Origin of the sequence: Saccharothrix sp. AJ9571 (assembly GCF_021725495.1) — a bacterium.
Taxonomy (GTDB): Bacteria; Actinomycetota; Actinomycetes; order Mycobacteriales; family Pseudonocardiaceae; genus Amycolatopsis; species Amycolatopsis magusensis.
Genome location: NZ_CP091382.1, coordinates 8,432,486 through 8,444,718, shown reverse-complemented (window position 1 = coordinate 8,444,718; position 12,233 = coordinate 8,432,486). Strand labels below are relative to the sequence as shown.

Genomic DNA, 12,233 nt, shown 5'->3' with positions numbered 1-12,233 from the left:
TCAGACCCTCCTGGCGACGGCTTGGCCGAACAGGCCGTTCGGACGGAGGGCCAGTACCAGCACCAGGATCGCCAGCGCGGCGACGGTCACCAGCTCCGGTCCCAGGTATCCGGACACATAGGACAGTCCGATCCCGACGGCGAAGCCGCCGAGCACGGTGCCCGCCGGGTTGTCCAGCCCGCCGATCACCGCCGCGGTCAGCGCGTAGACGAACACCCCGTCGAGCACGGTGGGGAACAGGAACGGTGGGGTGGCGAGCAATCCGGCCAGCGCGCCGACGGTCGCGGCGAGCGCCCAGCCGACGGTGAGCATCAGCCCGACCCGGACGCCGAGCATCCTGGCCACCTCCGGTTTGAACGCCGCCGCCCGCATCCGCAGGCCCAGCGAGGTGAACCGGAACAGCACCAGGATGCCCACCGCGGTGACGAGCACCGCCACCACGGTGAACAGGTTCGAGGCGGAGAACAGGCCGCGGAAGTCGAAGGCGTACGGGAACGACTGCGGCTCGTTGGTCCAGATCATCCCGGAAATCGCCTGCAGCACCATGAGCAGGCCGAGGGTGACGATCACCGGGCTCAGCTCGGTGCGGTTGCGCAGCGGGCGGATCAGCAGCCGCTCAGTCAGCGCGCCCAGCACCGCGCCCGCCGCCAGTGCCACGGCGAAGGCCAGCCAGTAGCTACCGGTGGCCTTGTTCACCGAGTAGGCGAGGTAGGTGGAGATCAGCGCCAGCGCGGGCTGCGCGAAGTTGATCACCCGGGTGGCCCGGTAGATGATCACCAGCGACAGCCCCAGCGCGGCGTAGACGGCGCCGGTGGCGACGCCGTTCACGGTCAGGGCCAGGAAACCGTTCATCGACTGCGGTTCCGTTCGGTCGGGGGGTCAGAAGCCGAGGTAGGCGTGGCGGAGCTGGTCGTCGGCCAGCAGGTCCTCGGCGCGGTCGGTGGCGACCACCTTGCCGAGGGAGAGCACGAAACCGTGGTCCGCCACGGAAAGCGCGCTGCGGGCGTTCTGCTCGACGAGCAGCACGGTCAGCCCGGTCGCCGCGCGCAGGTCTTCGATCACCTGCAGGATCCGCAGGGTGATCAGCGGCGCGAGGCCGAGCGACGGTTCGTCCAGCAGCAGCAGGCGCGGCCTGCTCATCAGCGCCCGGCCGATCGCCAGCATCTGCCGTTCACCGCCGGAAAGCGTGGCCGCGAGCTTGTTCCGCCGTTCGGCCAGCGGCGGGAACAGCTCCAGCACCTCACGCAGGGCGACCGCGCGGTCCGCGCGATCGCGGCGCCAGAGCGCGCCGAGGCGCAGGTTCTCCTCGACGGTCATCTCGGTGATCACGCCACCGGTTTCGGGCACGTGCACCAGACCGTTGCGGGTGAGCCGGTCGGCGGGCCAGCCGGTCACGTCGGTGCCGTCGAAGCGCACCCGCCCGCTGTCCGGGGCCACCAGCCCGCCGATGGTGCGCAGCAGGGTGGTCTTGCCCGCCCCGTTCGCGCCCAGCACCGCGGTGATCGATCCGTCCTTTGTGGACAGGCTGACCGCGTCCAGCGCGCGGACCGCGCCGTAGCTGGTGACCAGGTCCTCGACCTCAAGCACGGCGCGCCCCCGAGACGTCGGCGGTATCGGTATCGGCACCCAGGTAGGCCTCGGTGACCAGCGGGTCGGCGCGGACCTCGGCCGGGGTGCCTTCGGCGATCAGCTCGCCGAAGTTGAGTACCACGATGTGGTCGCACACGCGCATGACCAGGTCCATGTGGTGCTCCACCACCACGACCGAGGTGGTCTCGGTGAAGCGGCGGATGCGCCCGGCCAGTTCGTCGATCTCCGCGGCGGACAACCCGCTCGCCGGTTCGTCGAGCAGCAGCATGGCCGGTTCGGCGACCAGCGCCCGCGCCAGCGCGACGCGTTTCTGCACGCCGTAGGGCAGCATCCGGGGAATCGCCTTCGCGTACTGGTCGACGCCGAGTTCGCGCAGCACGTGCATCGCGCGGTCGGTGAGCGCGGCCTCGTCGTGCGCGGCCTTGCGGGTGCCGAAGATGGTGGCGAACCCCTTCGCACGGGCGTGTCGTTGCGCTCCGGCCATCACGTTTTCCAGCACGGACAGCCCGGCGAACAGGCCGAGCCCCTGCAGGGTGCGCGCGATGCCGAGGCCGGCGAGTTCCCGCGGGCTGTGGCTGTGCAACTGCTCGCCACGCCAGTGCAGCGACCCCTCCTGGGGGCGGACGAACCCGCAGATCACGTTGAACAGCGTGGTTTTGCCCGCCCCGTTGGGGCCGATCACGCCGACCACCGTCCCCGGCGGTACCGCCATGGTGACCTCGTTCAGCGCGACCAGGCCGCCGAAGCGCACGGTGATCCGGTCGAGCGCCAGCAACGGCGAGGGGGAAGCGATCGTCATTGGTCTCCTCCACGACACGGGATCCCAATATGTGGAACACCCGATACCGCGCGGTCGGTATGACGCGAAACTATGCGGAACCGGGCATCGGCGTGTCAACCCCTGGGGTCCCGGTCGTGACCGGAGTGTGCCGTGGTGGCGGGGAAAACGCGGTGCTTCAGGGGCGCGGGCCCACCTCCCGATCACCGTCGCGGACCAGGATCGCTTGCACCGGACAGGAATCGGCGGCATCGAGCACGAGTTCGTCGGGTTCCACCTCCGGCGCGACCGGCTCGGCGTGCTCGGTTTCCAGTTCGAAGTACTCCGGCGCGAGCGCCGCGCACATGCCCGAGGCGATGCAGTCGTCGCCCGAGACCGAAATCCGCCAGCTCATCGGCGCCTCACCAGCCCACCGGCATCGTGCGCGGGCCGCGGACGATCATCTGGCTCTTCCAGGCGATGTCACCCACCGGGTGCAGGCCGGGGAAGCGGGTCAGCAGCGCGCCGAGTGCCTCCTGCAGTTCGAGCCGGGCCAGTTGCGCGCCGAGGCAGTGGTGCACGCCGTGGCCGAAGCCGAGGTGCTGGCCGACTTCGCGGTCGACCTTCAGCTCGTCCGGGGAACCGAAGCGCAGCCGGTCGCGATTGGCCGCGCCGACCGCGACCAGCACCGGTTCACCCGCGCGGACCAGCATCCCGCCGACCTCGACGTCCTCGGTGGCGTACCGCGGGAACGCGGCACCGGCGCCGAGCGGGACGAAGCGCAGCAGCTCCTCGACGGCGTTGTCCAGCAGCTCGGGATTTTCCCGCAGTTTGGCGAGTTCGCCGGGGTTCTCGCAGAGCACGTAGACGAAGTTCGGGATCTGCGAGGCGGTGGTCTCGTGGCCGGCCACCAGGATGCCGACGCAGAGGTCGACCAGTTCCAGTTCGGACAGCCGGTCCCGGACGTCGCGGGCTTCGATCAGCGCGGTCATCAGGTCGTCGGCCGGTTCGGCGCGGTGCTGGGCGAGCAGGCCGGCCATGTACCGGCGGATCTCCTCCTGGTTCCGGTCGAACTGCTCGAGGGTGAGCCCGGCGGTGGAGAGCAGGCGATCGCTCCACACGCGGAAGCGCGGCCGGTCCTCGGCCGGCACGCCGAGCAGTTCGCAGATGACGGCGACCGGGATCGGCAGCGCGTAGTGCTCGACCAGGTCGACGGGCGGTCCCATGGCGACCATGTCGTCGAGCAGGGAGTGGGCGAGTTCGCGCACGCGGGGGCGGAGGGCTTCGACGCGGTGCTTGGTGAACGCCTTGGCCACCAGCGTGCGCAGCCGGGTGTGGTCCGGCGGCTCCATGGCGAGGATGCCGTTGTTGCGCTGGGAGGGTGAACTCCTTGGCGCGTCGTGGGATTCGGCTGCCGCGCGGCTGAACCGGCGATCGCCGAGCACCAGGCGGGCGTCGGCGTAGCGGGTGGCGAGCCAGGCGGGTTCGCCGTAGGGCAGCTTGACCCGGAGCAGGCCTTCGCGCTCGCGGGCCTCGGTGTAGGCGCTGTCGAGTTCGAGGCCGTCGGTCTGGTTGAACGGATAGGTGACGGGTTCGGCGCTGGTCATCCGGGACCCCCGTTGATCGTTGTTGTAAGCACTTGCTCACAACGTACGACCCGGTCACTCATCGCGTCAACGTGATCACTGCGCGCAGAGGCGTTACGGTGGGGCGGTGACCGGACGACGCCCGCGCCGGGACGCGGCGGCGACCCGGCAGGCCCTGCTCGACGCGGCCGAGGTGCTCTTCGCCGAGCGCGGTTTCGACCGCACCACGGTGCGCGAGATCGCGCGCCAGGCCGACACGAACCAGGCGCTGCTGTTCCGCTACTTCGGCTCGAAAGACGCCCTGTTCGAAGCGGTCGTCGCGCGCCGGGGACGCCAGCGACTGGCGAAGGGGGCGCCGGAAACGCTGGTGGAGGACACGCTGCGCGGCATCCTGGTGCCGGAGTCGACCGCGTACCACTCGCTGGAAACCCTGCTCCGCTCCACCGGCAACGACAACGCGGCCGCGACGATCCGGCGTGAGGTGGGGGAGGAGTACAGCCACGCGCTGGCCGCCCTCACCGACGCCCCGAACGCCGACCTACGAGCGGATCTGGTCCTGGCCTGGATCCTGGGAATCGGCCTGCTACGGCACATCGCCCCCAAAGACCCCCTGGCCGACGCGGACCCGGATGAGGTCGTCGACCTGGTACTGGCCTCAGTCCGCTCCCTCCTCGAACGCTCAAGCTAACCCCACCCTCGCGCGCCCCTCGGCCCCACCCACCCGACCGCAGAACTCAGGTGCGCGAGTGTGGAACTCACCTGCCTGAACGTGGGATTCGGCTACCTGAACGTGGAACTCGGGTGCGCGAGTGTGGGATTCGGCTGTCTGAACGTGGGGCTCACTGCCTGGGTGCCGGACCTGGGTACTCGCCCTCCAGCATGCGAGTTCTACGTTCAGGCACCTGAGTTCTACGTTTGGGTAGCCGAGTTCCGCGTTGGGGTGCCTGAGTTCTACGTTTGGGTAGCCGAGTTCTACGTTGGGGTGCCTGAGGTCCGCGTTGGGGTGGTTGGGGTCGGCGGTTGGGTGGCGTGGTGGGTTTGGGCTTCGGGGACCATGGCGGGGTCCAGGGTGGGGTGGAGGTCGGCGGCACGTGTCCAGTGGTCGGCGGCGTCCTGTGGACGGTGGTCGTCGTGGGCCACGTTGCCCAGGCCGGTTTCGGCGCGGGCGGCTTCGTAGGTGCTGCCGCATTCCAGGCTGCGGTCGCGCGCGGCGAGGTAGGTGGCGCTCGCCTCGGCGAGGTGGCCGGTCAGGTGGTGGATCCGCGCCTCGGTGTTCAGTGCCATGGCGGCGTCCATGTCCAAGCCGAGGCGATCGAACACCGAGAGGGCGAAGGAGATGTCTCCCAGGGCACCCGCGTAGTCGGCCAGTGCGGTTTTCACGATCGCCAGGCCACGCGTGGTGATGGCCGCGTTGCGCTCGCTGCCGGTGCGTTTGTAGAAGTCGCGGGCGGTACGTAGGCCGTGGAGTGCCGCGTCGTGGTTTCCGCGGTAGTGCTCGACCCACGCCAGGTTGCTCAGTCCGGTGTGGACACCGTGTTGATCGTCCAAACGCGAATAGAGCGCTAGTGCGCGGCGGTAGGTGGCGGCGGCGTCGTCGAGGTCGCCCCGGTCGCTGAAAGCCATACCGAGGTTGTGCAAGGTGGTCGCCTCGGCCCAGGCGTCGCCGTCCGCGTGAGCGGAAGCGGTCGCCCGCTCGCAGGTCCGGATCCAAGGATCCCACAACTTCGCGAGGAAGAAATAGCTCCGGAGCGTGAACGCGAGTTTCCAGCAGTGCGAGTGGAAGCCGCGGTCGCCGGCCAGCAGGCACAGGGCCACCAGGTGCGGCCATTCCTCGCGCAGCCACGAAATGGCACCGGATTCGTCGTGGATTTCCGGTTCCCTGGGCTTCTCCGTGAAGGCGAAGTCCGGGCGGAAGCGTTGCGGAGCAATGAATTGGTCAGCGCGGACCGCGGAGAACAGGGCCGCGTCGAGCAAGCGGAGCAGCGCGGCCTCCCGTTCCCGGTCGCTGATTTCGGTTTCGGCCTGGGTGCGGACAAAAGTCCGGAGCAGGTCGTGCATTCGGTACCGCCCGTCGAGTTCGCTGAGGAGGTTGCCGGCCAGCAGGTGCTCCAGCGCGTCCTCCACCTCGCCGCCCGCCAGCGCGGCGGCGCACCAGTGACCGAGGTCGGCACCGGGGTGGAGGGTGAGCAGCGCGAGCAGGCGCCGCCGTGGCGCCGGGAGATCGTCGTAGGACACCCGGAAAGCGGCCGCGACGTCACGTTCGCCGTCGTCGAGGGCGGCGATCCGCGCGGGTTCGTCGGCCAAGCGCCGGTTCAGGTCGGCCACCCGCCACGACGGCCGCGAGCGCAGTTTGGCCGCGGCGATCCGGACCGCCAGGGGAAGCCTGCCGCAGCGCTCGACCACCGAGTCGACCTCGGGGCTCGCCTCGTCCCTGGCACAGACCGCGCGGAACAGGGCGGCGGCTTCGTCCGGTGACGGCAGGTCGAGCGCGATGTGGCTCGCCTCGTCCAATGCCGCCAAGTGGTGGCGACTGGTCACCAGCACGCGGCAAGCCGGTTCCGCGGGCACCAGCAGGCGGACCTGCTCGGCGCTGCGAGCGTTGTCCAGCACCAGGAGCAGCGCCCGGCCGCGGGTGCGGTCGCGGAAAAGCGCGGCTCGATCGTCGGTGTGGGCGGGAATCCGCTCGCCGCGCACCCCGAGCAGGCGCAGGAACCGGTCCAGTGCCTCGCCGGCGCTGACCGGCGTCGCACCCGGTGTGTGCCCGCGCAGGTCCAGGAACAACGTGCCACCGGCGAAATCGCCCTGGATCCGGTGTGCCGCCCGCAACGCGAGCGCGGTCTTGCCCACACCGGCCATGCCGTGCACCACGCACACCGACGGCCCGCCGAAAACCGGCTCCCGCAGCGCCGCCTCGATCGCGGCGAGTTCGGTGGTGCGCCCGACGAACTGCGCGGTGGCCGGTGGCAGGGTGGACAACGCGGGTTCCGGTGGAGCCGCGACGGGTACCAGCGCGGCCAGCGTGCCACCCGAGCCGAGTTCGGTGTCGCACAACGCCGCCAGCGCGGTGTTCGGGTTCGCCACCCCGGTTTCGACCTTGCTCAGGTAGCCCTTGCTGTAGTGCACCCGGGACGCGAGTTCGGTCAGCGACAACCCGGCTGCCTGCCGCAGCCTGCGCAGTTCCGCGCCGAACGCCGGATCGCCCGCCATGCCACCCCCACCCTCGCCCGCCGCCCAGTATGGCGGGCAGGCGGTGCGGGCGACAGCGGTACTCAACGCGCACGGTGCACCGCGGTGGTCTCCACGGGCACGGACGCCGGTTCCCCGGCCATCGCCACGCCCAGCACCACGCCGAACGCGGTCAGCCAGGCACAGAGCCGGAACAGGGCGGGCAACGGGCACAGTATCTTCATCACTACTCCAGCCGGCGCGTGATCACGGATCTTCTTCCGATCCCAGCGTGCGGTCAGCGGGGGCCGGCCCAGAAGGGGTTTCGTGTTTCCAGCCGGACAGGAAACGGGCACGGCCGAGCAGGCCGAGGCGCCGGTAGGTGGCCACCGCGTCCCCCAGCAGCGCGTGGCCTTCCTCGACGCGGCCCGTGATCACCAGGGACCGCCCGAGCCCGGACTGGGCGTCCGCGATGGACATCACCGCGCCGATCTCCGCGGCGATGTCGAGCCCCTCGGTGAAATAGCCCTCGGCCGCGGCCAGATCGCCCAGGTCGAGGTGGATGCTGCCCAGCCGGCACAGCACCTCGGCGTGCCCGGCCCGGTCGCCGCCGAACAGCCGCCGCGCCTGCCCCAGTGCCGCGAGCGCGCCGTCGATGTCAGCGGTCGCGTGCCGCGCCCCGCCCAGGTAGGTCAGCGCGTTGGCCTGGCCGTTGGGTGAGCCGACCTCGCGGTAGATCTCGTACGCCTCGCTCAGGCAGGTGATCGAGGCCGGGTAGTCCTCCAGTGCCACCGCGGTCCGGCCGAGGTTGCACAGCGAATGCGCCCGGCCGATGCGGTCGCCCAGTTCGGTGTGCAGCGCGAGCGCCCGGTGGTGCTTCCGCACGGCGTCCTCGTACTCACCGACCGAATGCAGCACTCGGCCGAGGTTGTTCAGCGACTGCGCCTGCCCCAGCCGGTCGCCGAGCTTGCGGTAGCACCCGTAGGCGTGGCGGTGGTGCTCCATGGCCATGTCGAAGTTGCCGGTGCGGTGCTGCAGCCGTCCCATCGTGGCCAGCGTGTGCGCGAGGCCCTGGCGATCACCCAGTTCGAGGTAGAGGTGGTAGGCCCGGGTGACCCCGGCGCCCGCCTCGGCGTAGTCGCCGCTGCGGCCCCGCACGTTGGCCAGCCGGTCCAGCGAGTGCGCCTGCCCGAGGTGGTGCCCGAGCCTGCCGAACAGCGTGTAGGCCTCGGTCAGGCAGGTGGTCGCGGCGTCGAAGTTCTCCACGCGGTAGTAGACGTGCCCCAGTTCGGTGAGCACGTGCCCGGTGCCCAGCCGTTCGCGGTGCTCGTCGAAGAGCTTGAGCGCGTGGGTCAGGTTCGCGATGGCCGCCGGGTAGTCACCCCGCCGGAAGTGCGCGCGGCCCAGTTCGGTCAGCGCCTGGGCGTGCCCGAGCGGATCACCGAGTTCGCCGAACAGCTCGCAGGCCCGCGTCAGGTTCGTCATCGCCGGTTCGTAGTCGCCGGTGAGCAACTGCATGGCGCCGAGGTCGGTCAGCGCCCACGCCTCACCCGCGGCGCACCCCTTGCGGTGGGCCACCTGCGCCGCGGTCTGGTGGATCGCCAGCGCGCGGTCCCAGTGCCCGTGGCGGCGCAGGAACGGGTGCAGCGCGTGCGAGAGGCTGATCGCGTACTCGGCGTACCCGTGCATCGCCGCGTGGTCCACACAGACGGTGAAGTTGGCCAGCTCGGTGGCCAGCCATTCGGCGGCGCGGCGGTCGGAACTCAGGTCGGGCATGGTGGCGGGCCGGTCGAAGGCGATGACGTACGGCGGTTTGCGGTGCGCGGCCATGGCCGTCCCGGCTTCGGCCGCGGTGTGGGCGTAGTACCCGAGCAGGCGGCCGATCGCGGCGGCGTCCTCGCCGGCCAGCGAAACCGCGTACTGCCGGATCAGGTCGTGCTGCCGGTAGCGGCCCGGGCTCGGCTCCTCGACCAGGTGGTTCAGGTAGAGCGCGTCGAGGTTGAACCGGGTTTCGTCCGGGTCGGCGTCGTCCAGCGCGGCGGCGGCGTAGAGGTCGAACTCGGTGCCCAGGTGCAGGCCGAGGCGGCGGAACAGGCGCTGCTGGCCGGGCGTGAGGTCCCGGTAGGACAGCTCGAAGGCGGCGCGGACCGACCGGCTGCCCGCGAACAGCTCGCCCAGCCGGTCGCGGGACCCGGTCAGCTGCTCGGCCAGGTAGTCCACCGTCCAGCTGGGATGGCTGCGCAGTCGCCCGGCGGTCAGCGCGATGGCCAGCGGCAGCCGTCCGCACAACCGCATCAGCCGGGCCACCGCGTCGGGGTGGTGCCCGCTGGGCGGGGTCCTGGTCAGCCGGGAGAACATCGCCACCGACTCGTCGACCGGCAGCAGGCCCAGGGTGAGCGGGTGCAGGTCGTCCAGCCCCGCGAGCCGCTGACGGCTGGTGAGCACCACGAGCACGCCCGGCGCCCCCGGCAGCAGCGGGCGCACCTGGTCGTGGTTGGCCGCGTCGTCCAGCAGGAGCAGCACCCGCTTGCCCGCCATCCGGTCGCGCCACATGCCGGCGCGCTCGTCCAGCCCGGCCGGGATCTGCTCGGCGGCCACCCCGCAGCCCAGCAGCAAAGCCTGCAGCGCGTCGGCGGGATCGACCGGGCGCTGGGCGGCGCAGTGCCCGTGCAGGTCGAAGAAGTAGAGGCCGTCGGGGTAGTCGGTGGCCAGCTGGTGGGCCAGGTGGACGGCGAAAGCTGTTTTACCGACGCCGGGCATGCCGTCGATGGCGTAGATGGTCACCGAGTCGGCCGCGCGCCCGTCCGGGGCGATCAGTTCCTCGAGCTGGTCCGCCCGGCCGGTGAAGGCGGGGATGTCCCGCGGCAGGGTGACCGTGGTGGCCAGCAGCGGCTGCGGCGCGGTGCCTGGCACCGGCAGCAGGCCGGGGCGCGGCCCCAGTTCCGGGCGCGGGTGCGTGGGCACGCCGTGGAACAGCCGCAGCAGTTCTTCGATCCCGGCCTCGGTGAGTTCGGCGACCAGGAAATGGTCGGCGCAGCGCGGTTGCAGAAAGCGCGGGATTTCGTCGATCGACCGACCGGGCAGTACGACCGGGAACAGTTTCCGCACCCAGGTTTCACGGTCCTGGTGCAGCCGGTCACGCAGTTCGGCGGCCTCGCTGCGGACGCCGGGATTGCGGTGGCATGCGCCGGTCCCGTCCCCGGCCCCCCGATATCCGGGTGACGCGATCACCACCACGAAGTCGGCGAGATCGATCTGCTCGTGCATCCAGGCGTACCAATCCCGGCGCTGCCCGGTGTACCAGGCGTCGACGTGCACTTCGACGCCGGAACGGGTCAGCAGTGCGCAGAACGCGAGCACCTGTTCCTGGTGCTCGGTGCTATCGTGCGCATAGGAAACGAATATTCGTGGTGTTTCCCGTTCCGGGCCGGTGTCCGCGTTCACGGCGTCCACAGGCGCCCCCTCGATTTCCCCTCGGTGCCTACGCTGAGTGCGAAACCTAGCAAGGACTCGGGGGCGGAGCCAATTCCTCCCCGGATTCCACCCACGGGTACCGAAGGTCATCCGGATGTCGTAACGCGAACTGCACCCGGTTCAGGAATCCGCCGGTGCGTGGAAGTGACCGAGTACGGTCTTGATCGCGTCGCCCGCGGCCGGGGTCAGGCGCCGGGCCTGAGCGGCCTGAGCCAGTTCGGGATCCGGCCGGAAGGCGGGCTCTTCGGTGGTCTCGGTGCTGAAAGGCTGCTCCAGGCGGGCTTTCACGGCGCCGCCGAGCCGCAGGAGGCTGGCTTCGAAGTCGTTCAGCGTCTCGGGAACCTCGGCGGCGGTCATCACCCGTGCGGGGAGAGGAACCGGGCGGTAGTCGGTGCGCGGGTGGGACAACAGCGGCAGGCAAGCCAGCAGATCGTTGGCGTCGCGGTCACGGACGGTCAGTGGCGGGAGATCCGGGGCGAACCGGTTGCGCACGGTCTTCGGAATGGAAGAATGGTCGTAGAAAGTGTCGTCGACCGTGCCTTTCGGAATGAGCGGGGATACCGCGACCGCGGGCACCCGGACACCGCTGACCCGGAAGTCGAAACCGTTCTCCGCCGGTGGCAGCGGGCTGAGGTGCTGGCGCGGCGGTACGTGGTCGAAAAAGCCGCCGTGCTCGTCGTAGGTGATCAGGAAAAGGGTCTTCTCGAACACCTCGGGACGGGCGGCGAGCGCGTTGTAGATGCGCCCGATCAGCGCTTCGCCGCCGGTGAACCCGGCATCACCGGTGGTGTTGTTCGCCGGGTGCTGGCTGTTGCCGGGGCCCAGGCCATAACCGTGATCGGGCTCGACGAACGAATAGGCGGGCAGCGTGTCCTGCTCGATGTCTTCGAGCAGAGCGCTCATTCCGCGGAAGTTGTCGCGCTGGTCGGTCCACAATTTCCAGAAGGCCCACACCTGGGCGATACCGTCGTGGTAGACCACCCAGTCCCGGTCCGCCTCGGACAGTTGTTCGAAGATCGTGCGGTTGCCGTAGAACCGGGCCTCGATGTCGACCGTGCCGTCCGAGGTCGCCGCGTGCGCGAAGTTGCGGTTCGGCCAGGTCTCCCCGGGCACCGCGGCGAACCACCGGGTGAGCACGGCGAATTCCTTGGCCAGAGAGGACAGGACCGGGGTCTGCGATTCGGGCAGGCACCGCATGATGTCGGTGGCGCGGGCCGGGATCGGTGCCGGCGCCCCGGTGAGCCAGCGCCAGAACCCTGCGAGCAGCGCGGGCAGGCCGGTGGGCGCCGGGCGGCCGAGGGTGTCCGCATAGGACTGGATGAAGCCGCGCATCCGGGGCAGGCCGGGTGTGTTGCCGTAGATCTGCTGCCGGACGGCTTCGTGCGAGTGTCCCGGGTCGACGCCGAGTGCGGCGGTCGCGTCCGCGGTGGCGGGTACCAGCGCCGAGCGGCGTGCCGCGGGATCGATCGGGCAGAGCGCTCCGGCCGCGGACTCGAAACCCGGGTCGGGGTGGTCGAGGAACCCGAGCAGGTGGTCGAAGGACCGGTTTTCCATCATCAGCACGATGACGTGGTCGACTGACGCGTTCACACCCGCTGAGTCGCGTGCGCGTGCGCCGGTGTGACGGCGAGATGGGGTGGTGACCGAGCGGGAACGGTCCG

10 protein-coding genes are annotated in these 12,233 nt (G+C 70.5%); 1 reads left to right on the top strand and 9 read right to left on the bottom strand.

Annotated elements, in window-relative coordinates; translation table 11 throughout:
- From L3Q67_RS38135 to L3Q67_RS38115, 5 genes are all read right to left on the bottom strand, one after another.
- Positions 1 to 852: a branched-chain amino acid ABC transporter permease gene (locus L3Q67_RS38135; RefSeq protein WP_499186265.1), complete on the bottom strand. Its 852-nt coding sequence runs from the start codon at positions 850 to 852 to the stop codon at positions 1 to 3.
- Between the two features lie 27 nt (positions 853 to 879).
- Positions 880 to 1,587, bottom strand: a complete 708-nt coding sequence (locus L3Q67_RS38130) for an ABC transporter ATP-binding protein (protein ID WP_499186264.1) — start codon at positions 1,585 to 1,587, stop codon at positions 880 to 882.
- Positions 1,580 to 2,389, bottom strand: a complete 810-nt coding sequence (locus tag L3Q67_RS38125; protein ID WP_499186263.1) for an ABC transporter ATP-binding protein — start codon at positions 2,387 to 2,389, stop codon at positions 1,580 to 1,582. Before L3Q67_RS38125 ends, L3Q67_RS38130 begins: the two co-directional genes overlap by 8 nt.
- A gap of 157 nt (positions 2,390 to 2,546) precedes the next feature.
- Positions 2,547 to 2,762: a ferredoxin gene (locus L3Q67_RS38120; protein ID WP_499186262.1), complete on the bottom strand. Its 216-nt coding sequence runs from the start codon at positions 2,760 to 2,762 to the stop codon at positions 2,547 to 2,549.
- 7 nt (positions 2,763 to 2,769) lie between these two features.
- Positions 2,770 to 3,954, bottom strand: coding sequence for a cytochrome P450 family protein (locus tag L3Q67_RS38115; RefSeq protein WP_499186261.1), 1,185 nt, complete (start codon positions 3,952 to 3,954; stop codon positions 2,770 to 2,772).
- Positions 3,955 to 4,060: 106 nt separating this feature from the next.
- On the opposite strand from L3Q67_RS38115, the gene L3Q67_RS38110 reads away from it, so the two are divergent.
- The gene (locus tag L3Q67_RS38110) at positions 4,061 to 4,621 is read left to right on the top strand and encodes a TetR/AcrR family transcriptional regulator (RefSeq protein WP_499186260.1); all 561 of its coding nucleotides are present in this window, start codon (positions 4,061 to 4,063) and stop codon (positions 4,619 to 4,621) included.
- Between the two features lie 284 nt (positions 4,622 to 4,905).
- Here the strand turns inward: L3Q67_RS38110 and L3Q67_RS38105 are convergent, their stop codons facing one another.
- The 4 genes from L3Q67_RS38105 to L3Q67_RS38090 form a co-directional block, all read right to left on the bottom strand.
- A complete protein-coding gene (locus L3Q67_RS38105; RefSeq protein WP_499186259.1) occupies positions 4,906 to 7,140 on the bottom strand; it encodes a helix-turn-helix domain-containing protein in 2,235 nt (744 codons plus the stop codon).
- A gap of 62 nt (positions 7,141 to 7,202) precedes the next feature.
- The gene (locus L3Q67_RS38100) at positions 7,203 to 7,343 is read right to left on the bottom strand and encodes a hypothetical protein (protein WP_499186258.1); all 141 of its coding nucleotides are present in this window, start codon (positions 7,341 to 7,343) and stop codon (positions 7,203 to 7,205) included.
- A 22-nt stretch (positions 7,344 to 7,365) separates the two neighbouring features.
- Complete coding sequence (locus tag L3Q67_RS38095) at positions 7,366 to 10,551, bottom strand: tetratricopeptide repeat protein (RefSeq protein ID WP_499186257.1); 3,186 nt, start codon at positions 10,549 to 10,551, stop codon at positions 7,366 to 7,368.
- A 141-nt stretch (positions 10,552 to 10,692) separates the two neighbouring features.
- Positions 10,693 to 12,162, bottom strand: a complete 1,470-nt coding sequence (locus L3Q67_RS38090) for an alkaline phosphatase family protein (protein ID WP_499186256.1) — start codon at positions 12,160 to 12,162, stop codon at positions 10,693 to 10,695.
- Between the last annotated feature and the right edge of the window lie 71 nt (positions 12,163 to 12,233).

Excerpts from the sequence above, each read along its gene's own strand:
- L3Q67_RS38120 (WP_499186262.1), bottom strand. The coding sequence starts at position 2,762 with ATGAGCTGGCGGATTTCGGTCTCGGGCGACGACTGCATCGCCTCGGGC.
- L3Q67_RS38105 (WP_499186259.1), bottom strand. The coding sequence starts at position 7,140 with ATGGCGGGCGATCCGGCGTTCGGCGCGGAACTGCGCAGGCTGCGGCAG.
- L3Q67_RS38135 (WP_499186265.1), bottom strand. The coding sequence starts at position 852 with ATGAACGGTTTCCTGGCCCTGACCGTGAACGGCGTCGCCACCGGCGCC.
- L3Q67_RS38100 (WP_499186258.1), bottom strand. The coding sequence starts at position 7,343 with ATGAAGATACTGTGCCCGTTGCCCGCCCTGTTCCGGCTCTGTGCCTGG.
- L3Q67_RS38115 (WP_499186261.1), bottom strand. The coding sequence starts at position 3,954 with ATGACCAGCGCCGAACCCGTCACCTATCCGTTCAACCAGACCGACGGC.
- L3Q67_RS38125 (WP_499186263.1), bottom strand. The coding sequence starts at position 2,389 with ATGACGATCGCTTCCCCCTCGCCGTTGCTGGCGCTCGACCGGATCACC.